Below are 23,024 nucleotides of genomic sequence, written 5' to 3' on the forward strand. Positions count from 1 at the left end.
ACTGTTCCCACGTCCGGCTGAAAAGCCCGCGTTACCTTGTTGTTACGAACAGTCCGATGTTCACCGCGCGCGGGGCGGGGCGGTGGATTCGCGGATCACGAGGGCGGGCGGCGCGAGTTCGACGGCGGGTTGCGGGTTTCCGGCCAGGTCGGCGGCGAGTGCGGCGAGACAGGCGCGGCCCAGTGCGACGAAGTCCATCCGGACGGTCGTGAGCGCGGGGGTCCAGTAGGCGGCGCCGGGAACGTCGTCGAACCCGACGATGCTGACGTCACCGGGCACGTCTCGCCCGGCTTCGTGCAGCGCGCGGCGGACCGCCATGGCGGTGTCGTCGTTGCCGCAGAGGATCGCCGTCACTCGCGGGTCCGCCGCGAGCTCCCGGCCGGCCAGGTAGGCCGACCGCACGTCCCACCCCGCGGGCACGACGGGCGGCACCGGCACCCGCGCCGCCTCGAGCGCGCCGCGCCACCCCGCCTGGCGGGCGCTCGTGCCGGTCTCCGAGGGGATCGCGACGTGGTGGACCGTGCGGTGCCCCAGGTCCAGCAGGTGCCGGGTCGCGTCGGCGGCGGCCTGCCGCTCGTCCAGGAAGATCATCGTGCGCGGGACGTCGCCCAGGCCGCCGGCTTCCGTCGCGGCCACCACCGGGACTTCCGCCGGCAGCGCCCGCAGGACTCCCGCACCGGCGGCGTCGAAGGCGACCACCACGATCCCGCCGGCATTGGGGTCGCTCACGTACTCGACGGCCTGCCGGACGTCGGCGGGCCGGTCCGACTCCACCACCCGCACCCCGACCGCGAGCCCCTTCAGGCGGGCGGCCTCCTCGATCCCGCGCAGGGTCGAGGCGTAGCCGTACAGCGTCGTGTCGGAGATGACCACCGTCGCCGCGTTCGACCGCCCCGAACCGAGCGCCCTGGCCGCCCGGTTGGGGCGGTACCCCAGCCGTTCGATGACCTCCAGGACGTGCTGCCGGGTGCCGGCGTTGACGTACGGCGAGTCGTTCAGCACCCGTGACACGGTCTGGTACGAGACACCCGCGGCGGCCGCGACGTCACGAATGCTGGGCGCGGCGGAGGAACGTCGGGTCACCGTGCCATCGTGATCGGTACAGGTCGCCACGTCAAAGCCGGCGGGCCCGGCCGCACCTCGCGGCCAGGCCCGCCGGCGCGGGATCAGCTGTACGCGACCTGGGTCGTCGCGCTGGCGGTGACGTAGGTGATCGTCCCGCCCTGGAAGTTGTTGCGGCGGCCGCCGGTGACCGCGAACTCGTCGCTGGTCGGGTAGTGCAAGCGGCTGGTCTCCCAGCCCAGTGCGGCCCACTTCTGGCGGATCGCGCCGTGGATGGACTGGGCGCCCGTGGCCACGGTGTAGTAGATCGAGGCGCCTTGGGCGCCGTTGAAGTGGTTGTAGCGGCCGACGCCGTCGGGCGTTCCGGCTTCGTCGGTGGTGGGGTAGCCCAGTCCGGTTTCCCAGCCGAGGGCGGCCCACTTCTGCCGGATCAGGCCGTGGATCGACTGCGCGCCGGTGGCCGCCGTGTAGTAGATGGACGCGCCTTGGGCGCCGTTGAAGTGGTTGTAGCGGCCGACGCCGTCCGGAGTCCCGGTCTCGTCGGTGGTGGGGTAGCCCAGTCCGGTTTCCCAGCCGAGCGCGGCCCACTTCTGCCGGATCACGCCGTAGACCGCCTTGGCACCGGTCGACGTCGTGTAGTAGATCGAGGCGCCCAGCGAACCGGTGAAGTGGTTGTAGCGCCCGACGCCGTCGGGCGTGCCGGTCTCGTCCGTGGTCGGCAGGCCCAGCACCCCGCCGGGGCCGCCGAGCTGCTGGTAGTGCTGCCAGATCGCGCCGTGCACCGCGTACGCCCCGGTCGCCGGGAAGTAGCCGATGATGCCTTGCTCGTAGTTCTGCGCCCAGCCGCCGGCGGCCGCGTATTCGCCGCCGGACGGGTTGCCGAGGTAGGAGGACGCGCCGCCGAGGTCGGTGTAGTGCTGCGTGATCTTGTCGGCGACGGTGCCGGTGCCGAAGGCCAGCAGATCGGCCAGGCTGCCGTTGAACACGTCCTGGTCACCGGCGAACGTGCCGGACGACGCGGTCTGGTCGAACGTGAAGTCCGTCCAGCTCGCCGGCATCGTGACCGTTCCCGCGATCCACAGTGGATCGTTGGTGAAGTTCGGGTCGTTCGCGGTGCAGTGCGTCCACCAGCCGTTGGTGGTGTAGATGACCGGCCACCGGTTCGTGCGGTCGTGGATCGTCGTGACGAAGTCCGAGATCCACGCCGAAACCTGCGCCGGGGTCATGTTGTAGCAGTACCCCGCCCAGTCCTGCGTGCTGTAGGGGTTGTACTCGATGTCGAGCACCGGCGGCAGCGTCTTGCCGTCCGCGACCCAGCCGCCACCGTGGCTCAGGAAGAACTGCGCCTGCGCCGCGCCGGACGAGGTGTCCGGCAGTCCGAAGTGGTACGCGCCACGCAGCAGCCCGGCGTTCGCGGAACCGGCGAAGTTCGTCGTGAACTGCGGGTCCACATAGGTCGTGCTCTCCGTGGCCTTCATGTACGCGAACTTCGCGCCCTGGTTCGCCGCCGCGCCCCAGTCCACAGTGCCCTGGTAGTGGGACACGTCCATGCCCGGCGTCGTCACCCCCGAGGCCGAGGTCGCCGCCGCGCGCGCGGCGGCCTTGGGCGTCGCGGTGTCGTGCGCACCGATCGTCGAGCCCATGTAGTCCGAGCCCGGATGAGCCGGCGCGCTCGCTTTCCCGGCGGCGCTCGTGACCGCCGGACCGCCCGATGCCGTGGCCGCCGCCGGAACCCCGGCCAGCACACCCGTGAACAAGGCGGTGACCGCACCCGCGGTCACCGCACGCTGAACCCAACCCACCGCAACCTCCACCCGGTATTCGTTCACACCGCTATCGACGGGAGCCCGGAAGCGTTACCGATGCACACGAGGAAATCTTCCCCGGGGGAAGTGTCGCCGCGTTTGTCCGAAAAGGACGTGTCAGCCGTCGGAGCGATGCCGTTCCAGGAGGAAAGTTTCGAACGGTTTCAGGGTGCCGTCAGTGCCGACCACGTCGTAGTACGTCACCCGCATCGTCGTCGTCCCGCCGGGGCGGGTGCCCGGGTCGACCGTGAAGGCCGCGAAGCCGTAGGAGTTCGCCGCGTCGCGGACCGCCGACCAGGGGGCGTCTTCGGTGACGTACACCGGTGGCCGTTTGCCGGTCGCCGGGTCGGGGTCGCCGACCTTCGTGATCACCCGGCACCGCGGCGGGGTGAAGAACAGCTGGTTCGACGGCGCCGACGTGCCACCGCCGCCGAGTACCATGTGGACAGTGCCGTTCGTGGTGTCGACGACGTCGGTGCGCGTCGACACCGGCACGGGGGTGCGCGTCGGGTTCGCCGTCGCGCCGCGGATCGGGTGGGAGCGCTCGTAGTGGTGCTCGTGGCCGCAGACGACGAGGTCGACACCGTAGCGGTCGAACAGCGGCACCCACTCTTCGCGGACGCCGAGGTCGGCGCCGTTGAACTGGTCGGCGGTGCTGATCGCGACCTGGTGCATGCAGACGACCACCCAGTCGACGCCGCGGTCGGCCCGGGCCGCCGCTAGCTCGCGCTCCAGCCACGCCTTCTGCGCGCCGCCGGAATAACCGCGGACGTAGGAGTTGCCGCCGTCCTGGTAGCAGATGTCGTCGTTGGCGAGGCTGATCACCCGCACCGAGCCGACCGTGAAGGAGTACCAGAGGCCGCGCGTGAGGTCCGTCTGACCGGACGCCGGCGGCACGGCGAAGTACGTCTGGTAGGCGGCGTAACCGATCGGGCCGTTGCCCAGCTCGTTCTCGTGGTTGCCGGCGGCGGGCATCCACGGCCGGTTGCGCGCGCTGCGGCTGTTGTTGGTCCAGAAGTCCCACCAGGTGCGGACCCGGTCGGTGGCCAGGTTGGCGTAGCAGAGGTCGCCGTTGAAGAGGTGGAACAGCGGCCGCACGCGCTCGACGCCGGCGGTGGTGTCGCCCGCGGCCGGCGAGCCGAGGTTGTCGTTGACCAGCGGCGGGTTCGGCAGCGTGACACCGGCCGGCGGGACGTAGCGCTTGCCCAGCGTCGGGGTGCCCTGGTCGCCGAAGCTGGTGAAGGTGAACTTCCCGCGCCCGCGCGGCGCGGTGCGGAACGTCGCGAGCACCGGCTCGGCGCCGTCGTGCAGCGCCGCGTAGATGTACTCGCGGTCCGGCTGCAGCCCCCGAAGCGACGCGTGGAAGGCGTAGACGATCTGCCCGGACTTCGCGTCGGTGTAGCTGACGGTCTTCGCCGGGGCACTGCGCTCGTACCGGCCGTCGGCGCGGCCGAGGAGCACGCGCGCGTTTCGCGTCGGCTGCAGCGCGTGCCACGAAACGACCACTTCACCGGCGGCGTCCGCCCCGAACTGCAGGTGCAGCCCGGCGACCGGCGGGGTCTTCGCCGGGTCGGCGCCGGCGGTCGCGGTGAGTTCCGCGGCCGGCTCGGCCTCCGCCGTCCCGGCGCCGGCGGCCCCGGCGGCGAGGGCGGCCCCGGCGGCGGTGAGGAACCCGCGGCGGCTCACGTGGTGGGTGAAGATCTTTTCGTCGTCGGTCATCCGCACACGGTGGTCCACCGGTGCCGGGCTTTCCACCCCCGTTCGGTGAACGGGGGTGGAACTCGGCCGGTCGGTTACCGTGCCGGCCCGCCCGTGCCGGCCGCCGCCGTCGCCTTGGCGGCCACCTTGCCGCCCGAGGACAGCACACTCGTGTCGAAGGCCATGTCGACCACCATGGTGGCGAATCCGCGGGACACGAACGTCATGACCTTCGGATCGTTGTTCGCGAGGTTGTCGCACCAGCGGAAGGGGTTGTCGACGCAGCCGCCGTCGGTGCCCGGGACGGTTCCCTCGAAATTGCCGAGCGAGCCGCCGAAGAGGTCGACGTCCGACTGCAGCTTGCAGCAGTCCTGTCCGGTCAGCACTCCGCTCGCGGGAATTCCCGCCTGGTTGAAGCTGAACGCGTCCGTGCCGACCGGCGAGAACAGGATGTTCTTCTTCCCGATCGAGGTGAAGTACCCGATGCCCTGGTCCCGCGCCACCTTCGACGGCTCGTACACCTGCGGCGGGAACTGCGTGGAAACCGTGCGGGTGAACAGGTCCACACCGGCCGGGTCGAGGACGCCGACGACGTAGTTCGGTGTCGCGGTGACGTCCGCGTCGAGGTCGTAGCCGATCTTGGACAGCTCGGCGGGGCTGAGGTTGTCGACGTAGAACGACGAACCCAGCAGGCCCAGTTCCTCGCCGCCGAACCAGATGAACCGCAGCTTGTTGCGCGGCTTGACCTTGTGCATCATCTGGGCGATGTCGAGGATCGTCGCGGACCCGGACGCGTTGTCGAGCATGCCGGCGCCGTAGATCGCGTCGAGGTGCGCGTCGACGACCACGACGTGGTCCGGGTCGCCGCCCCGGGATTCGGCGATGACGTTGTAGTCGTCGGCGTTCGGGTTGACGACCGCCTTGACGGCGAGGTTGATCACCGGCGGCGCGGTCCCGCCCTGGACGGCCGCGTTGTACTGGCTGAGCAGGTCCTGGCCGGTCGCGAACGAGGTGAACGAGACCGGGATCGTCGGGACGATCCGGTTGCCGGCGGCGTCGGTCAGGCTGCCGTTGAGCACCGCCGTCCGTCCCGGGTTGCCCTCGTTGAAGACGACCACGCCGGACGCCCCGGCGGCCTGCGCGTTCTGGACCTTGACGCCGAAGGGACAGGTGCCCCGCTGGACCAGCGCGACGCGGCCCGCGACGAACCCGGTGAAGTCACCCGCCGTGCATCCGCTGGCGGAGCTGGGCGTCTGCGTCGGCGGGACGACGATGCCGCCCGCGGGCTGCAGGGCCGCCGTCGTGGACCCGGTGGCCTGGCCCGGGTTCCAGTCGGTGACGACGGTGTAGTCGTGCGCCGTGGGAGAGGTTTCCCGGAACACGGGCAAGGCCGTGTAGGCGAAGTAGAAGAACTTGTAGGTTTGGATCTTGACGTCGTAACCGGCTTGCCGCATCACCCTGGCGACGTAGTCCGCGGAAGCCTTGTACCCCGGCTCGCCGGAATTGCGCGACGGATGGCCGTCGGGGCCGGGATGGGCGTTGGCGATCGCCTGGAAGACCCGCATGTGGTGCCAGAGATCGTCGGTTCTGATGCAGGGCACCAGCTTGCTCGCCGTGTTGTTGACCCGGTCGAAGCAGTCACCCGGACCACCACCCCCGTTCAATGCGGCGGCGGCTTGCGCCGTCGTGAACCCGGCGACGAGCGCGGCAACCGCGGCCACGACGCCGATCCGACCCGATGAACCCCGCAGAAAACCGGACATTCGGCAGCTCCCATCGTAGCGATCACATTCGCCAACCCGACCGAACCTTCCCACCGTCCCACACTTCGGACCGGGTGACCAGACGCACATTTGTGCATTGATTTTTTCCGGAACGGATGGCGTGTCGAATGTGTGAGAATCACTGTTTCGCGGGAAACATTGTTGACTGGTTTGCCGGTTGTGTGCCGGGGATCTGGAATGTCGATTTCGTCCTTATCTTGCTGTGTCGCGCAGGTCGCGGATTGCCGAAAATGCTCCCGGCGCCGTAACGCGGCGATAGGCGGGAGTGACTTGCCGTGCGGAGGTGGTGTCGTTGACCTTGGACTCGACAGCAGGAGCCGCATTGGATCGAAGACGCCGCGGTGATCGTCGCCGGCGTCCGGAGTACCTATCGCTGGCAGGAGAACTGGATCTCCCGCAGTCGGGCCCGCTACGCCATCGAACGCCGGATCGCGCACTTCAAGCACGGCGTCGCCCGTACGGCACCGCCGACGAGGCTGCCGTCCTGGTCCAGGCGGTGGGAGACATCGCGGAGGCCGAAGGGCGCGCCTGGGAGAACGACCAGCGCTCATGCCCGTACCGCCGACGTTTGGAAGGGCCGGTCTGCGGCGTCTCAGTGTCCCAGCAGGGCGTAGAGCACCGAGCCGAGGCAGAGTACACCTGATACACCGAATGCGATCAGTGAAGGAACATATCGCGGCGTGCGCACCGGCGGATTTTGAACCATGCGGAAGGAGTCGACCTCCAACCTCGTGGCGATGAGGTCCTGCAGATCGGAGAGGGCGAGCTCGCTCTTGGAAGCAAGGCGTCTTTGTTGGATTCCCGCCGAGAACGAAGCTGCTGTCAAGGCGGCTGACGCCAGTCCGATCACGGCGGCTACGGCGTAGAGTTTCGAATTCATCGCGTTGACATAGGCGGTGGCCAGGACCGCGATGGCCACGAGGAAGTAGTTGACCACCTGGAGGCCCCGGCCGATACGAGCGTCGTACCAGGCCCAGGAATGATTGAGTGCGGCGACTACGAGTGCTGTGTCGTCGTCGGAGTCGCTCTCCGGTGAAACCTGTTCGGCCATGCGGCATGATCGCCCGGCTGCGGCCGGCAAGTCAACGGTGGCGCGGCCGGCGGCGTGTTCCGCTAGCTTTCCGATTCCCTCGCCCACGCGAACGGAGGCGGCGTCCCCGGTGCGATCACGAAGTTCCCCGGGTAGTCGGCGGCGCAGACCGCGCACCGCGCGCGAAGGTCGTTCATCCGGGTCCGCGGACTGCCGTGCTCCGCCGGGATGGCGGGCATCGAATAGCCGTTCTGCTCCGTGACCAGCGAGGGCCACTGTGGATCGCAACGACATCCTCTGCGCTTCAGCCACCTGATGGCCATCCCCGCCCCCTCTGCTGACAGCCGCTTCACCGGAGCTTAGTGGGGCGATAAACCCGCGCGCGAAAGGATGCCGCGGAGGAGGACGTCGATCGACCAGGCGAACCTTTCCTCGCCGGTGCCCGACATGATCTCGGTGCGTGCCGCGTGGACGCGGGGGTACTCGTCCGCCGGGGCGCGGTTGATCGCCTGGGCGATCGGGCCGTCCGGTGCTCCCGGGTCCGGGCCTTGGGCGTGTTCCGCCGCGACCGCGGTGACGAACATCGTCAGCATGTCGATGGCCCAGGCCGCGTTCGCCCGGTCGGCGCCGGCTTCGGCGAGGAGTCCGAGGAGGTTCTCGGCGATGCGCAGCGCGTTGGGTCCCACGGCGGTGGTCCGGATGGCCATCAGGGCGACGGCCGGGCTGCTCATCAGGACTTCGGTGTAGGAGCGGAGGAGTCGTTCGAGCCGGTCGCGCCAGGTGCCTTCCGTCCGGCCGACCTCGACGGCCTCCAGGACGCGGTCGAGGACGAGTGCCTGGAGCTCGCCCACGTCGTTGACGTAGGCGTAGAGCGACGCCGGACCCGTGTCGAGTGCCTTCGCGATCTTGCGGAGGCTCATGACCCCGTCCGAGGTGATCTGACGCAGCGCCTCCTCGACGATCGCCTCCCGGCTGAGCAGTGGTTTCGCTGCTCTGCGACGGCTCTCGACCTCGGCGGCGCTGAAGGGATCATGCTGCGGCACGCCGTCGAGAGTAGCCTTCGCGAACCCTGTTCGTCAACTTGACGAACGGGGTTCGTCAAGCCTACTGTCCGTGGGGTCTCCACGAGAAAGAGGAAAGGTGGAATCGACATGTCCCCACGCGGTATCGCCATTGTGGGCGCCGGCCTGAGCGGTCTCGTCTGCGCGCGAATCCTCCAGCGGAACGGAATACCCGTCACCGTCTACGAGGCGGACGCCGCCCCGGATTCCCGTAGGCAGGGCGGCTCGCTCGACATTCACGACGACAGCGGGCAGATCGCGCTCAAGGAAGCCGGCCTTTACGAGGAGTTCCGTGCTCGTACGCACGTCGGCGGCGAGGACGTGCGATTGCTCGACAAGACCGGACGCGTGCTCGTCGACCGGCCTGAACCGGCGGGCGGCGGTGGCCGGCCGGAAATCGACCGGACGGAACTGCGGCAGCTGCTCCTCGGCTCGCTGGAGCCGGGCACGATCGCCTGGGGGCGCAAGGTCGTCGCCGCGCGGCCCGCCGAGCCGGGGTACGCACTGGAGTTCGCGGACGGGTCCGGGGTCCGCGCCGATCTCGTCGTCGGCGCGGACGGCGCGTGGTCGAGGATCCGGTCGCTGCTGACTCCGGCGAAGCCCCGCTACACCGGGATCACCGTGGTCGAAATGCGCCTGACCGACGCGGTGACCGAACACCCGGAAGCGCTGGAACTCACCGGGCGAGGGAGTTTCTTCGCGCTGTCGGACAACAAGTACATCGGCGGGCACGGCGGGAACACCATCGCGTTCGGCTGCGGCCTGCGTGTCCCCGAGAACTGGGTCGCCGACAGCGGCATCGACTGGCAGGACCCGGAATCCGTGCGCGCGGGACTGCTTCGCGAGTATTCCGGCTGGGACCCGGCCCTGACCGGCCTGATCCGCGAGTGCGACGACGACGCCGTCTGGTGCCGGCCGATCCACGCCCTGCCGACCGGGCTCACGTGGGAGCGCGTGCCCGGCGTGACCCTGGTCGGCGACGCCGCGCACCTGATGTCGCCGTTCGCGGGCGAAGGCGCCAACATCGCGCTGATCGACGGCGCCGACCTGGCGCGGGAGATTCTCGGTGGTTCCGACGTGGAAACCGCGCTCGCGCGTTACGAGAAAACGATGTTCCCCCGCGGCGCCGAATCCGCGGCGGCGTCGCAGAACGGTCTCGACATGATGTTCGTCGACGGCCGGCCGCTGAAGATGGTCGCGTTCTTCGAGGGTCTTTTCGCCGGCAACAGCGAGGGGAAATGACGACCGGCCGGCTGGACGCCGGCCTGACGCTGGGTGCGATCGAACCGACGGTCGCCTCAAGGTGACCGACACGGACTCGAGGCCACCGAGCCGTTCTACGTCGACCTGCTCGGCTTCGAGGTCCTTGGCAGGCCGGGGAACGCGTTCCTGGCGGTCGGGGTGACCGACCACCGGGCCCTGCTCGTCCTCGCCGACCGGTTCGGTGCCGGCGGGGCCGAACCCGTCCCGGCTACGCCGTGCGCCTTGTCGGCGTCGACCTGCTGCTGCCTGCGGCGGAGGACGTGCGCGCACCGGCCGGGCGGCTCGCCGCGGCCGGCCATCCCCACGCGCTCTCGGCCTTCCTCTACAGCGGAACGAAGGTCGCACCCCTTGTCCCGTCGGTGTCCTTCGGCTCCTGACACACGGAGCGGGAACGCCGGCCTGTTCCTCACACGCACTTTCGTCCCTTCGACGGTGCACTCCCGGTGGTCCGCGCACTAGGCTCCGCCTCCATGATCGAGGACGACGCGCCGGCCGATCAGGTCGCTTCCCGCCGACCGGCCTACCTGGAGGACTTGGCCGGCGGTGTGGATCGGTTCTTCGAGCCGCGCCGCACCCGCTGTCCGTGGTGTGACTCCGATGCCCTTCGTGCCCGGTTGCGCACGACCGACTTGCTGCAGCACAAGCCGGGCCGGTTCGTCCTCGACGAATGCCGGGACTGCGGGCACATCTTCCAGAACCCCAGGCTGAACCCGGCCGGGCTCGAGTTCTACTACCGGGACTGCTACGACGGGCTCGGCGAGAAGAACATGACCGGGATGTTCGAAAGCAACCGGGCGGGCTATCGCTCCCGGGCCGAGCTGGTCCGCGACATCGGCACATCGGGTGAGTGGCTCGACGTCGGCATGGGACACGGCCATTTCTGCCAGGAAGCCGCCACGGTGCTGCCCGGCGTCGAGTTCGACGGTCTCGATCTCGGCGACGGAGTGGAGTCGGCGCGCCGCCAGGGCTGGATCCGTACCGGCTATCGGGGGTCGTTCGTGGACGTGGCCGAGGACCTCGCCGGGCGTTACGACGTGGTCAGCATGTACCACTACCTGGAGCACACCACGGAACCCAAGCGTGAGCTGGCGGCGGCGATGACGGTGTTGCGGCCCGGCGGGTTGCTGGCGATCGAGCTGCCCGATCCGGAGTGCCGCTGGGCGAGGCTGCTCGGCCGGTGGTGGATGCCCTGGCTGCAACCCCAGCACCTGAACCTGATGCCGATCGCCAACCTCCGCGCGGAGCTGGCGGCCCTCGGCTTCACGGTGATCGCCGAGCAGCGCGCCGAGCCGCATTCCGCGATCGACGTACTGGCCGTCTCGCTCATGGCGGTCAACGCCCTGACCATCGCCGGCGAAGATCTTCCGTGGCGGGACGCCCCGCCGCGGCGGTGGCGGCGGATCGTGCGCAAGGCCACGTTCGTGGTGTGCGTGCCGTTGTTCGTACTGGCCTCGGTGGTGGACCGGATCAGCGCACCGTTCGGCCGGCAGCGGGGGTGGTCCAACGCGTATCGGGTGGTGGCCCGCCGGGACGCCGCATAGCCCGCACGTGCGCCTTCCGTCCGGGGAACGGTCGTGGCCCCGGGACGACGGGCGGCTGTTCGAGCCGATCGGGCTCGGCCACGTCGGACTCGAGTTCGTCCGGCCGCTCACAGCCCTCTTCCGGCCCCGGCCCCCAGCACGTCGAGAAGGGCCAGGGCCTCGGCGCCGGGGGATCCCGGCGGTGCGCTGTAGAGCACGAGGTGCTGGTCGCGGTCGGTGAGGGTGAGCGAGTCGCAGTCGACGGTGATCTCCCCGACGACCGGGTGGCGGAACGTCTTCGTGAGCGTCGGCGGGGCCTGCACGTCGTGGCGCTCCCAGAGCCGGGCGAAGTCGGGGCTGGCGGCGCGGAGTTCGTCGACGAGGCCGGTCACCGCGGGGTCCGACGGGTAGCGGGCGAGGGTGGCGTGGAGCTGCATGACCACGTGGTGGCGGAATTCGGCGGCGTCGGAGATGCCGTACAGCGCCGCGTCGGGGTGCGCCGGTCCGAGGAACGCCCGGCGCGCGAGGTTCCGGTCCTGCGGGGCGAGCTCGGCGAAGTCTTCCATGAGCGCGGCCGCGAGGTCGTTCCACGCGAGCACCTCGAACGCGGCGGAAATCACGAAGCCCGCCGTCTGCGGCAGCCGCTCGAGGAGCGCGAGGATGCTCGGGCGGACGTCGCGCCGGTGCCGCCGGGTACGGGTCGGCGCGGTACCCGCGAGGACGTGGAGGTGGTCGGACTCGGCGTCGGTGAGCCGCAGCGCGCCGGCGATCCCGGCGAGGACCTCGCCCGACGGCCGCGGTGCCCGGCCCTGCTCGAGCCGGACGTAGTACTCGGTGGAGATGTGCGCGAGGACCGCGGCTTCCTCGCGGCGAAGACCCGGTGTCCGGCGCCGCGGACCCGAAGGGAGGCCGGCGTCCTCCGGCCGGAGCCGCTCGCGACGGCTGCGGAGGAACGCCCCGAGCTGCTGCTTGTCCATACCCCGATTCTGCCCGCCGCGTGACGGCGGATCCTGGTACCGCCTGTGCCTGCCTCCCGCCGGGGACCGGGCCGAAGCTGTCGTCATGACGAACACCAGTGACATCGCACCCATCGGCCTGCTCACCGGCAAGGTCGTGTTCATCACCGGCGCCAGCCGCGGCATCGGGGCGGCCGCGGCCCGGCTCTTCGCCGCCGAGGGCGCCGCCGTCGTGCTCGCCGCCCGCGGCACCGACGCTCTCCAGCGGATCGTCGCCGAGATCCGCGCCGACGGCGGCGTCGCCGACGCCGTCACCCTGGACCTCGCCGACCGCGTGAGCATCCGCGCGGCGGTCGACCGCGTCGAGCAGCTGCACGGACGGCTCGACGGCGCCTTCAACAACGGCGCGGTGATCCAGCGGCCCGGTCCGCTCGACACCACCGGCGACGACGACATCGACGCGCAGTTCGCCGTGAACTTCCGTGCGCATTGGACGGCCATGACCGCCGAGGCCGCGCTCATGCGACGCCACGGTGGCGGGGCGATCGTCAACACCTCCAGCATCGGCAGCCGCCGCGCGAACCCCGCGCTTCCCGCCTACGGCGCCATGAAGCGCGCGCTCAACAGCATCACCGAGACCGCGGCCGTGACGTGGGGCCCGCACGGTGTCCGGGTGAACGGCATCACCCCCGGCGGCACCGCCACGGAAATGATCGACGCGTGGGAGGCGGTGTCCCCGGGCATCGTCGAGGCCAACAACGCGGCGACTCCCCTCGGCCGCATGGCCGAACCCCGCGAGGTGGCCGAGGCGGCGGCGTGGCTGCTCAGCGACCGAGCCTCGATGGTGACCGGCGCGATCGTGCCGGTGGACGGAGGCGCGGGCGCCTGAGCGCGTCGCCGTCCACCGCGGACCGGCGATTTCTCCTTGCCTGTAAGCATTCCTGACACGCACGGGCGAGGACCTCGTGCGGGAATCGGACGAAGATCGACGGTGGACCGCTGGTGCGCTTCGTCATCGCCGCGCTACTTTCCGGAGCCGATCCGTCGTGACGTGCGGCGGACCGTCTGCGGAGGTGACGCGGGTGCTCGCGGCGATTGGTCCGAACCATTGTCGGCTCGATGCGGGTGCCGGGGGCGGGCTGCCGCGATCGTGATCCGTGTCCTCTTGATCCTGGCCCGTGGCTGCCGTGCCCGCCGCATCGGGCGGCAGCTCGCCGCGGAGGTGGACATCGAGGTGCGGCAGCAGGCGCCGGAGACCTGGAGTGACATCATGACCGCGCTCGAGGACTTCGCGCCGTCCGTGGTCGTGCTCGATCGCGGCGTGCTCGGCGCGGACGGCCTCGCCGTCGCCGGGGACATCACCCGCGGCGGCCGGCCGCCCGCCGTCGCGCTCCTGACCGATACCTACCACCGGGAAGACGTGGTCCCCGCCGCGAAGGCCGGCGTGCGGGGCTACGTCGTCGACAGCGCCGGCGTCTGCCCGTGGGGCACCATCGTCCGGACCCTCGCGGCCGGCGGCGGCTGGCTGGCCCCCGCGGCGGCCGGCGAACTGCTCGACGAGTTCCGCGCCCGGGCCGCGCACCGGCTGCCGGAACGCACGCGGATCCCGCTGACCGACCGGGAACTGAGCGTCCTGCGGCTCGTCGCGCAGGGCTGCTCGAACCTCGAGGTCGCGACCGAGCTGGGGCTGAGCCAGTCCACGATCAAGACCCACGTCTCCCGGATGCTGGCCCGGCTCGACCTGCGCAGCCGCACCCAGCTGGCCGCCTTCGCCCGCGACCTCGGCCTGGTGTGAAACTGTCGATATTCGTTCTTTCGACCGATGTGTCGCCGCGGCCGCCCTCCTACCATGATTCCTGGCCGGCCACGCCCGCGGATTCGGGCCCCGGCCGCTGTTCCGATCACCCCGATGGCGGAGTCGGCTGGTCTCCCCGGGTGTCCAGAATGATCACGGAAGTCGCGACGGTGCGGGTTCCTGCCCGAAGAAAACCGTGAATAGTGGACGGAGGTCGATTTGTCCAGGGAAGACGACTCCGCGCCGGTGTTGCCGCTGGCGCGTTACGAGCTCTTCCATTCTTGTGACGCAGATCATGTGCGCGAGGAAGTGAGCCGGGTGTGGGCGCCGCACATACTGCGGGTGCACGGCGAGGGGCTCGACGCGCGGATGCATCACGTGCGGCTGTGCGACCTGTCGCTGAGCGTCCTCCGCTACGGCGAGGCCGTCCGCTTCGAATCCGGGCCCGTGGAGACGTTCTTCACCGTGTTCGTCCCCCTCAGCGGCCAAGCCGAGGCACGCTGCGGCGGCGACCGGGTGCGGCTGACCGCCGCGACCGCCGGGGTGCTTTCGCCGGCGGACCCCGTGGCGCTGCGCTGGCCGGGCGACTGCGCCCAGCTGGTCGTCCGCGTGGAGCGGGCCGGTCTCGAAGCCCGCCTCAGCGACCTGCTCGGTGCGCCGCTGCGGCGGCCGCTGCGGTTCGACCCCGCGATGGCGCTCGACTCGGGGAACGGCCGGAGCTGGCTGCGCGGGCTGCGGATGCTGGTCACCGAGCTCGGGCGCCCGGGATCGCTCATCGAGCAACGCGCCGTCGCCGAAACGTTCGAGCGCACGCTGATGACCGCGTTGCTGATGGGACACCCCAGCAACTACACCAGGATGCTCGACGGCGAGGTGCCCGCGGCGCCGACCCGGGCGGTGAGCATCGCCCTCGAGTGGATCGACAACCACCCGAAGTGGCGGCACACGACGGCGAGCCTGGCCCGCGAGGCCGACGTCACCGAGCGGTCGCTGCAGCTGGGGTTCCGCAAGCACCTGAAGATGGGGCCGATGGAGTACCTGCGGGAAATCCGGCTCCGCGGGGTGCACGACCAGCTGCGGGCGGCCCAGTCCGACGCGGTCACGGTGACCGGAGTGGCCGCGGAATGGGGATTCCTGCACGCCGGGCATTTCGCCGCCCGCTACCAGCAGCGATTCGGGGAACGCCCGTCGGAAACGCTCCGCCGCTGAAGCGGGCGCCACCCCGGGCGCATGACAGAAAAGGTGCCGGCCGAGGTCGGCACCTTTTTTGTGTTCCCGGTCACCCGGGAAGAAGACTTCGTTTTTCGGATGTCCCGGCCCGCGGTCGCCGGTGAATCATGGAACTCGGGCCGGACAAGCTTTCCGTGAAAAGGGAAAACGGCCGGTCACGAGCACGCGCCAAGGGAGGAAAAGTGCCACCGATGATCCGCGTGGAGAATCTGGTCAAACGGTTCGGGTCGGTCACCGCGCTCGACGGGGTCAGTTTCGCCGTTCCCGCGGGCACGGTGGTCGGCGTGCTCGGGCCGAACGGCGCCGGGAAGACGACCATGGTCCGGGTCCTGGCCACGCTCCTGCGGCCCGACCGCGGCCTGGTCCGGGTCGGGGGCTTCGACGTGGAGCGCGAACCGGCGCGGGTTCGCGCTCTGCTCGGGCTCACCGGCCAGTACGCGTCCGTCGACGGGGACCTGACGGGCACGGAGAACCTGGTGCTGCTCGGCCGCCTGCTGGGCCTGTCCCGCCCCGCGGCGCGGGACCGGGCGGCGGAGCTGCTCGAGCGCTTCGAGCTCGGGACGGCCGCCGCCCGGCCCGCGTCGACGTACTCCGGCGGCATGCGCCGCCGCCTCGATCTCGCGGCCAGCCTGGTCGGCCGGCCGCGGGTGCTCTGCCTCGACGAGCCGACCACCGGGCTCGACCCGCACGTCCGCCGGGAGCTGTGGCAGGTCGTGCGGGAGCTGGTGGCCGAAGGCGTCACCGTGCTCCTCACCACGCAGTACCTGGAAGAGGCCGACCGGCTCGCGGACCGCGTCACGGTCTTCGACGCCGGACGCGTCGTCGCCGACGGCACGCCCGACGAGCTCAAGCACCGCGTCGGCGGCCGCACGGTGCAGGTCCGGCCGGTGGTGGCCGAGGACATGGACGCCACCGCGCGGGTGCTCGGCAAGCTGACCGGCACCACCCCGGCCCGGGATTTCGGCACCGGCCTGCTCACCGCGCCGGCCGCCGACCCGATGGTGCTGTCCACCCTGGTCCGCAGGCTCGACCAGGCCGGGCTGGCCGCCGCGGAGCTGGGCCTGCGGCTGCCCAGCCTCGACGAGGTCTTCCTGGCGCTGACCGGGAAACCGGCCGAACGACCACCGGACGACCCGGCGGCGCGGGCCGGGAGCGCGTCGTGAAGGGCCGGGTCGCGCCCGCGGACGCCGTGCGGCACGGGCTGATCCTGGCCGGGCGGGGCGTGCTCAAGATCCGCCGCAACCCCGAGCACCTGGTCGACGTCACCGTGCAGCCGCTGCTGTTCCTGGTCATGTTCGGGTACCTGTTCGGCGGCGCCATCGCCGGCAGCCCGGGCGCGTACCTGACGGACCTGGTGCCGGGGCTGATGGTGCCGAGCGTGCTGATGGCCACCCTGTCGGCCGGCGTCGGCCTCAACAGCGACGCGGGCAGCGGCGTGTTCGACCGCTTCCGCAGCATGCCGATCGCCCGCTCGGCCCCGCTGACCGGGGTGGTGCTCGCCGGCGCGGTCCGCTACCTCGTCGCGATCGTCGTGCTGCTGGCGGCGGGTGCGGTCCTCGGCTACCGCGTGCGCACCGGCCCGCCGGAAGTGCTGGCCGCCACGGCGATCCTGGTGACGGCCGGCCTGTGCTTCTGCTGGGTCACCGTGTTCCTCGGCATGGTGCTGCGCGACCGGGACGCGGTGCAGGGCACCGCCGTGGCGCTGTTCATGCCGCTGGTGTTCGCGAGCAACGTCTTCGTCCCGGCCGCGACCATGCCCGGCTGGCTGCGGGCCTGGTCCGCCGTGAACCCGGTGAGCCTGCTCGCGGACGTGGTGCGGGGACTGCTGAACGGCGGTCCCGTCGCGGGCCCGCTCACCGGGGCGCTGGCCTGGTCGGCCGGCGTGCTCCTCGTGTTCTTCCCCTTGGCGATCCGCGCCTACCACCGGCGCGTCGCATGACGGAGAGGTGAAACCGGCGATGCCGACCGTGAAAGTGACCCTGAAGGGAGCACCCGAAGGAATGCCCGAAACCGTGCTCGTCGCCGCCCGCGCGCACGACCGGCTGAAGATCCCGTTCCGGGCGGGCTACGAGCACTTCGTCCCCGAAACCACCACCCGCGGAGTACCGGAAGACGGCGCCGTCTTCGTCTGGTGCGACCGGACGAAATTCGCGGAATAGAGAGGCGCCCATGAACACCGCCATTCTCGGTACCGGCTCGTACCTGCCGGAGACCGTCCTGACCAGTGCCGAGCTGGGCCGCCGGCTGGGGCTCGGCGAGCAGTGGATCTACGACAAGACGTGCATCGCCGAGCGCCGGGTCGCGGCGCCGGACGAGGCGACGTCCGACCTGGCCACCCGGGCCGCGGAGCACGCCCTGCGCGCGGCGAACCTGGCCGCGACCGACATCGACCTGCTGATCGTCGCCACCTCGACGCCCGACCAGCCGATCCCGGCGACGGCCTGCGCCGTGCAGGCCAACCTCGGCGCGATGCGCGCGGCGGCCTTCGACGTCGATTCCGTCTGCAGCGGTTTCGTCTACGCCCTGGTCACCGCGCACGCGCTGCTCGAGGCGGATCCCTTGCCCCGCAACGCTCTGGTCATCGGCGCGGACACCTACTCGCGCATCCTGAACTACGAGGACCGGCGCACCTGCGTGCTGTTCGGCGACGGCGCCGGCGCCGTCGTGCTCGGCAAGCGCGGCAACGGCCGCGGCCTGCTGTCGAGCGCGCTCGGTTCGGACGGGACGACCGCCGACTTCGTCACCGTGCCCGGCGGCGGGAGCAGGCGGCCGGCGAGCGAGGAGACCCTCGCCCTCGGCGAGCACTACTTCGCCATGCGCGGCAGGCAGGTCCGGGAGCTCGCCGCCCGGGTGCTGCCGGACCTCGTCGTCGACGTCGCGAAGTCGGCGGAGCTCGAGGTGTCGGAGATCGACCTCATCGTGCCGCACCAGGCGAACGGCCGGATGCTGCAGGACCTGGCGAAGACCCTGGACCTGCGGCCGGAGCAGATGCACCTGACCGTCGAGCGGTACGGCAACACCGGCGCCGCCTCGGTCCCCATCACCCTCGACGACGCCGTCCGCTCCGGCCTGCTGTTCGACGACGACGTCGTCCTGCTCGTGGCGTTCGGCGGCGGAATGAGCTGGGGCGGGGCCACGCTGCGCTGGACGCGTCCCCGCACGCCCGGGGAGATCCGGTGATCCGGCCCCCGGTGCGGCTGCCGCCGTCCCGGCCGCCCCGCCACGAGGTCGAGTTCCGCGGCGACGTCCGCATCCCGTCGAGCGAGCCGGGCCTGACCCTCGGCGCGGACCTGTACCTGCCCAAGACCGCGCACCGCGTGCCCGCGCTGGTGACCGTCCACACGGGACGCAAGGACGGCCTCGGCGGAGTCGCGGCCAGCCGCTACCTGCGCTACTTCGCGGAGCGGGGATACGCGGTCCTCTACGTGGACAGCTTCGGCATCGGGACTTCCGAGGGGACGCCAAGGCCGCTGCTCAGCCCGGGCGAGGTCGCCGACGGCGTGTCGGTGGTGGAATGGGCCGCCGCGCAGCCGTGGTGCACCGGCCGGGTCGGCATGTGGGGCCTGTCGCACGGCGGCATGACGACGCTGGCGGTCGCGGCCGAGCGGCCGCCGTCGCTGAAGGCGATCTTCCCGGTGATGGGCTGGACCGACGTCGAACGCGACCTCGTGCACCCGGCCGGCCAGCGCGGCGGGATCGGCATGTTCGGGCACCTGAGCCTGTACAACATCTTCTGCGCGCTGCTGCCGCCGCTGCGGGAGGCGGATCGGGAGAACTACGAAAGCCTGTGGAAGGAACGGCTGGAGAAGTTCGAACCGTGGTTCGCCGACGCCTGGCAGCACCCGCCGGGCCACGCGGTGTGGGCGCGGCGCCGGATCGACGCCCGGCGGATCACCGTGCCATCGCTGTGCGTTGCGGGCTGGCGTGACCTGTTCTGCGACGCGATGATCGACGCCTACCAGCAGATCCGCGCCCCGAAGCAGCTGATCGCCGGCCCGTGGCTGCACACCTTCCCGGACGTCGCGGCGGCCGGGCCGTTCCCGTCGGCGGTGCTGGCCTGCTCGTGGTGGGACCGGTGGCTGCACGGCCGGGCCCCGCGGGCCGGCCAGAACGAGCGGACCGCGACCTTCTTCGTCCAGGGCTCGGGCGCCCGCTGGGTGCGGGCGGCGCAGTGGCCGCCGGAGAAGAAGGCCGACCACCTCTTCGTCGCGTCCCGCTCCGGGCACCTCTACCGGTCCGCGCCGGGCGGCCGGACGTCCGCGGCCGCGACGGTGACCGGCCGGGGCGACCCGACCGTGGGCGCGCTGAGCGGCCTCACCAAGCACCCGACCGACCGGTTCGGCTACCCGCTCGACCAGCACGACGACGACGCCCGGACGCTGGCGTTCACCAGCGCGCCGCTGCCGGAGCCGCTGCTCGTCGCCGGCTCCCCGTCCGTCCGGCTGCTGCCGGCCCCCGGGACCACCGCGACCCGGTGCGTGCTCAAGGTGACCGACGTCGACGAGCAGGACCGGTCGCTGCTGGTCGCTTCGGGCACGGTGGACCTGACCGAGCGCGCCGACGTGGTCCAGGTGCAGCTCGACCCGACGTGCTACCGGTTCGCCGCCGGCCACCGCGTGCGGCTGGTGCTGGCCGAGGCGGACATCCCGCGGCTGTGGCCGTCCGCCGAAGCCGGGCGGCTCGGCGTCCGCGTGATCCGCGGTCCCGGCGACTACGTCGGCCTGGCCGCCGAGGAGTACGACGGCGAGCAAGCCACCACGCTCAGCCTGCCGGCCGCCGACCCGGAGGCACTCGCCGACGTCGTGGTCCCGGTGCCGTCGCGCCGGGCCACGGCGGCCTCCCGCCGCGACCGCTGGGAGATCGCCCGCGACCACCTCCGCTCGTCGGTCCGGCTGACCGTCGAGAAACGGGACCGGATCCGGTTCCCGGGCGAGGACCGCGACTTCCTCGCCATGACCACGCAGGTCGAGCTCGGGGTGCCCGAGCACCGGCCGGCGGCGGCGCGCATGACGGCGTCGGGGGAGAAGAGCGCGGAGACCCCGGACGGCGACCGGGTCGTCGTCCGGGCCGGGATCGAGATGGGAGCCGTGGACGCGGCCGTCACGGCCGAGGTGCTCGTCAACGGCAAGCAGTTCTTCACGCGGGAGTGGAAATGGACCTGACCATGCTGGAACGTCCGCTGAACTACCTGGAGCTCGCCCACCTCGACCGCGTGGTGATCATGGCCGCGGAGTACCGCGGCGACCTCGACGCCGACGCGCTCGCCCGGGCGTTCCGGCACCTGTGCACGGCACACCCGGTGCTGCGGGCCCGCGTCCGCGGCACCGCTCCCGAAGCGGTGCTCGCGGTGTCGCCGGAGCACGAACCGGAGCTGATCGTCCTGGCGGACGAGCCGGACGTGCTCACGAAGATCGCCGGGCTGCCGTGGGACGCCACGGCCGGCGTCGCCGACCTCGTGCTCGTCCGGGGCGACGGGCGCGGGTACGTCGCCCTCCGCACGGACCACTCGATCACCGACGCGAACGCCTGGCTCGGCACCTTCCGCGAGCTGCTGCGGCTCTTCACCGCCTACGCGTCGGGGGACGAGCCGGGCTGCGAGCCGGGGACGTCGCTGCCCGCCCCGCCCGCCGCGCTCTTCCACGAGCGGCTCGGCCTGATCCCGTACGACCGGCGGCTGTTCCACTCCGCCGTCCCGCCCGAGCCGCCGGCCGGGCCGGCCGGCCTGCTCAGCGGCTACCTGCGCCTGAGCGTCGAGGAGACCGAGTGGCTCAGGCGCGCGGCGCGGCGGTACGAGACGACGGTGCACGGGCTGGTCGCCGGGGCGATCCTGCTGGCCCAGCGGGTCCTGGCCGGCGGGCGCGAGGCCACGCCGATGTACTGCGTGTCGCCGGTCGACTTCCGGCGGCGCGTCGACCCGCCGGTGGGCGAGCTGGAAACGACCAACTTCATGATGTCCTACGTCGCCGAAACGGCCGTGTCCCCGCGCCTGAGCCCGATCCTGGTCGGCCGGGAGGTCAAGGCGCGGATGGACGAGGTGCTGGCGGTGCCGGAAGGGCTCCGCGACGCGGCGCCGATGGAGGACACGCTGGGGCGCAACCTTTCCTACGCGCTGATCAGCAACCTCGGGGTGGTCGGCGAGTTCCCCGCCCCGGCCGGGCTGGAGTTCACCGAGATCCACATCCTGAACACCGTCGGCGACACGTTCTTCCCCGGCTACTACGTCTCCACCTACCGGGACCGGCTGACGGTGCTGCACATCTTCACCGAGCGGTTCTTCACCCGGGGCGAGGTCGACCGCCTCGTCCGGGAGCTGTACGAGCAGCTGCTGATCATCGGCGCGTCGGCCTAGGGAGCGGGCCGGTTTCAAACGCCCCAATGTGGCGTTGGTTGCGTCCAACGCACCGAACGCCACATTGGGTGCGTCCAACGCACCCAATGCCACATTGGGGCGCTGGGGAGCCGGGCCGCGATCACGGGAAATCCAGGAGGAACGTTCGTGAAAGCCCTGTTGCTGACCCACGGCAGCCGCGGCGACGTCCAGCCGTTCGCCGCGCTCGCCGCCGCCCTCACCGGCGCCGGGCACGAAGTGGTGCTGGCCGCGCCCGCGTCGTCGGCCGCGATGGCCGATCCGTTCTGCGCGCGGGTGATCCCGCTCGACGACGGGACGAACAAGCTGGTCGAAGACCGGGCGGCGTGGGAGGCGGTCGAGCGCAACTTCCGCGGCCTGCGCGGGAAACGGCTCGGGCTGCGGCTGCTGCGCCACAACCGCGTCGCGATGCGGCGCGTGTTCGACGACCTCGCGGTGCTCGGGCGGATGCTCGCCGCGGAGGACGACGTCGACGTCGTGGTGCACCAGGTCAACGTGCCCGGCCACGCGATCGCCGAGCTGCTGGGCGTCCCGGCGGTACCGGTGTGCCTGCAGCCGTTCTGGGTGCCGACGCCGTCGTTCGCCGACCCGCTGTTCCCGTACCCGCTGCCCGCGGCGCTCAACCGGGTGTCGTACGCGTCGACCCGGACGTTCGTCCGTGCCCTCACCGGGGGCGCCGCGCGGTTCCGGCGCGAGGGGCTCGGCCTCCCTCGCCGCCGCTTCGCCCACGACCCGCTCCGGCGGCCGGACGGCACCCGGGCACCGGTGCTGCAGGCGTTCAGCCGGCACGTGCTGCCGCCGCGGGCGCGGTACCCGGAGTCAGTGCACACGCCCGGGTTCTTCTTCCTGCCGCCGGCCCCGTGGACGCCGCCCGCCGACCTGGCCGCCTTCCTGGCCGCGGGGCCGCCGCCGGTCTACGTCGGGTTCGGCAGCATGGTCGGCAGCGACCCGGCCCGCACCGGGCAGATCGTGGCGACGGCCCTGCGCGCGACCGGAGTCAGGGCGGTCGTCGCGCTCGGCCGCGGCGGCATCCGCCCGGACGGCCTCGGCCGCGACGCGTTCTGCCTGACGCAGGCCCCGCACGACTGGCTGTTCCCGAGAATGGCGGCGATCGTGCACCACGGCGGCGCGGGCACGACGGGCGCGGCACTGGCCGCCGGCCGCCCGCAGGTGGTGTGCCCGTTCATGTTCGACCAGCCCTGGTTCGGCCGGCGCCTGTCGGCGCTGGGCGTCGCCCCGCGGCCGCAGCCGTTGCGGGAGTTGACGGCGGGTGGCCTGGCCCGCGCGATCGGCGACGCCGTCCGCGGGACGGCGCCGGATCGGGCACGGGAGCTGGGCGAGCTGGTGCGGGCGGAGGACGGGACCGGGCACGCGGTGAAGGTGCTGGAGGCGCTGCACCTGGGGATCGGGTCGGCAAAGCCGTGAAGGCCTCCTTACCGGCTCTTATGGCCGG

At 71.6% G+C, this 23,024-nt stretch carries 21 protein-coding genes; 14 read left to right on the top strand and 7 right to left on the bottom strand.

The features are described 5' to 3' along the window. Positions 1-60: 60 nt before the first annotated feature. The 6 genes from AB0G28_RS11860 to AB0G28_RS11885 all read right to left on the bottom strand — a co-directional run bounded on the left by AB0G28_RS11860 (position 61) and on the right by AB0G28_RS11885 (position 8,422). Complete coding sequence (locus tag AB0G28_RS11860) at positions 61-1,083, bottom strand: LacI family DNA-binding transcriptional regulator (protein WP_361086673.1); 1,023 nt, start codon at positions 1,081-1,083, stop codon at positions 61-63. A gap of 83 nt (positions 1,084-1,166) precedes the next feature. Then, the gene (locus tag AB0G28_RS11865) at positions 1,167-2,705 is read right to left on the bottom strand and encodes a GH25 family lysozyme (RefSeq protein ID WP_361086899.1); all 1,539 of its coding nucleotides are present in this window, start codon (positions 2,703-2,705) and stop codon (positions 1,167-1,169) included. A gap of 279 nt (positions 2,706-2,984) precedes the next feature. After that, positions 2,985-4,586 carry a metallophosphoesterase family protein gene (locus AB0G28_RS11870; RefSeq protein WP_361086676.1) on the bottom strand — a complete coding sequence of 534 codons (1,602 nt, stop codon included), beginning with the start codon at positions 4,584-4,586 and terminating at the stop codon, positions 2,985-2,987. 74 nt (positions 4,587-4,660) lie between these two features. After that, positions 4,661-6,286 (bottom strand): M28 family peptidase, encoded by a 1,626-nt coding sequence (locus AB0G28_RS11875; RefSeq protein WP_361086679.1) that lies wholly within the window; start codon positions 6,284-6,286, stop codon positions 4,661-4,663. Between the two features lie 655 nt (positions 6,287-6,941). Then, on the bottom strand, positions 6,942-7,400 hold the full coding sequence (locus tag AB0G28_RS11880) for a hypothetical protein (protein WP_361086682.1): 459 nt from the start codon (positions 7,398-7,400) through the stop codon (positions 6,942-6,944). Positions 7,401-7,738: 338 nt separating this feature from the next. Further along, positions 7,739-8,422 carry a TetR/AcrR family transcriptional regulator C-terminal domain-containing protein gene (locus AB0G28_RS11885; protein WP_361086685.1) on the bottom strand — a complete coding sequence of 228 codons (684 nt, stop codon included), beginning with the start codon at positions 8,420-8,422 and terminating at the stop codon, positions 7,739-7,741. A gap of 108 nt (positions 8,423-8,530) precedes the next feature. Between AB0G28_RS11885 and AB0G28_RS11890 the strand changes: the two genes are divergently transcribed. The 3 genes from AB0G28_RS11890 to AB0G28_RS11900 all read left to right on the top strand — a co-directional run bounded on the left by AB0G28_RS11890 (position 8,531) and on the right by AB0G28_RS11900 (position 11,244). Next, the gene (locus AB0G28_RS11890) at positions 8,531-9,682 is read left to right on the top strand and encodes an NAD(P)/FAD-dependent oxidoreductase (protein ID WP_361086688.1); all 1,152 of its coding nucleotides are present in this window, start codon (positions 8,531-8,533) and stop codon (positions 9,680-9,682) included. Positions 9,683-9,918: 236 nt separating this feature from the next. Further along, positions 9,919-10,080, top strand: coding sequence for a hypothetical protein (locus AB0G28_RS11895; RefSeq protein ID WP_361086689.1), 162 nt, complete (start codon positions 9,919-9,921; stop codon positions 10,078-10,080). Positions 10,081-10,173: 93 nt separating this feature from the next. Then, positions 10,174-11,244: a class I SAM-dependent methyltransferase gene (locus tag AB0G28_RS11900; RefSeq protein WP_361086693.1), complete on the top strand. Its 1,071-nt coding sequence runs from the start codon at positions 10,174-10,176 to the stop codon at positions 11,242-11,244. Positions 11,245-11,351: 107 nt separating this feature from the next. Here AB0G28_RS11900 and AB0G28_RS11905 read toward each other — a convergent pair whose 3' ends face one another. After that, entirely contained in the window at positions 11,352-12,200 is an 849-nt protein-coding gene (locus AB0G28_RS11905; RefSeq protein WP_361086696.1) for a helix-turn-helix transcriptional regulator, read from the bottom strand. Between the two features lie 85 nt (positions 12,201-12,285). Between AB0G28_RS11905 and AB0G28_RS11910 the strand changes: the two genes are divergently transcribed. The 11 genes from AB0G28_RS11910 (at position 12,286) to AB0G28_RS11960 (ending at position 22,996) form a co-directional block, all read left to right on the top strand. Further along, positions 12,286-13,068, top strand: coding sequence for an SDR family oxidoreductase (locus AB0G28_RS11910; protein ID WP_361086699.1), 783 nt, complete (start codon positions 12,286-12,288; stop codon positions 13,066-13,068). A 261-nt stretch (positions 13,069-13,329) separates the two neighbouring features. Next, positions 13,330-13,974: a response regulator transcription factor gene (locus AB0G28_RS11915; RefSeq protein WP_361086702.1), complete on the top strand. Its 645-nt coding sequence runs from the start codon at positions 13,330-13,332 to the stop codon at positions 13,972-13,974. Between the two features lie 297 nt (positions 13,975-14,271). Beyond that, the gene (locus AB0G28_RS11920; protein ID WP_361086704.1) at positions 14,272-15,183 is read left to right on the top strand and encodes an AraC family transcriptional regulator; all 912 of its coding nucleotides are present in this window, start codon (positions 14,272-14,274) and stop codon (positions 15,181-15,183) included. A 21-nt stretch (positions 15,184-15,204) separates the two neighbouring features. Next, positions 15,205-15,342 (top strand): hypothetical protein, encoded by a 138-nt coding sequence (locus tag AB0G28_RS11925; RefSeq protein WP_361086707.1) that lies wholly within the window; start codon positions 15,205-15,207, stop codon positions 15,340-15,342. Between the two features lie 44 nt (positions 15,343-15,386). After that, positions 15,387-16,367, top strand: a complete 981-nt coding sequence (locus tag AB0G28_RS11930; RefSeq protein WP_361086710.1) for an ATP-binding cassette domain-containing protein — start codon at positions 15,387-15,389, stop codon at positions 16,365-16,367. Then, entirely contained in the window at positions 16,364-17,143 is a 780-nt protein-coding gene (locus tag AB0G28_RS11935) for an ABC transporter permease (protein WP_361086713.1), read from the top strand. The genes AB0G28_RS11930 and AB0G28_RS11935 overlap by 4 nt, the downstream gene beginning before the upstream one ends. 19 nt (positions 17,144-17,162) lie before the next feature. Beyond that, on the top strand, positions 17,163-17,363 hold the full coding sequence (locus AB0G28_RS11940; RefSeq protein ID WP_361086716.1) for a DUF5988 family protein: 201 nt from the start codon (positions 17,163-17,165) through the stop codon (positions 17,361-17,363). A 10-nt stretch (positions 17,364-17,373) separates the two neighbouring features. Further along, positions 17,374-18,384: a beta-ketoacyl-ACP synthase III gene (locus AB0G28_RS11945; protein ID WP_361086719.1), complete on the top strand. Its 1,011-nt coding sequence runs from the start codon at positions 17,374-17,376 to the stop codon at positions 18,382-18,384. Further along, on the top strand, positions 18,381-20,366 hold the full coding sequence (locus AB0G28_RS11950) for a CocE/NonD family hydrolase (protein WP_361086722.1): 1,986 nt from the start codon (positions 18,381-18,383) through the stop codon (positions 20,364-20,366). The genes AB0G28_RS11945 and AB0G28_RS11950 overlap by 4 nt, the downstream gene beginning before the upstream one ends. Further along, complete coding sequence (locus tag AB0G28_RS11955) at positions 20,357-21,553, top strand: hypothetical protein (RefSeq protein WP_361086724.1); 1,197 nt, start codon at positions 20,357-20,359, stop codon at positions 21,551-21,553. Before AB0G28_RS11950 ends, AB0G28_RS11955 begins: the two co-directional genes overlap by 10 nt. Positions 21,554-21,700: 147 nt before the next feature. After that, positions 21,701-22,996 carry a glycosyltransferase gene (locus AB0G28_RS11960; RefSeq protein WP_361086727.1) on the top strand — a complete coding sequence of 432 codons (1,296 nt, stop codon included), beginning with the start codon at positions 21,701-21,703 and terminating at the stop codon, positions 22,994-22,996. Positions 22,997-23,024 lie beyond the last annotated feature (28 nt).

This window comes from Amycolatopsis sp. NPDC021455 (assembly GCF_040640995.1).
GTDB lineage: Bacteria > Actinomycetota > Actinomycetes > Mycobacteriales > Pseudonocardiaceae > Amycolatopsis.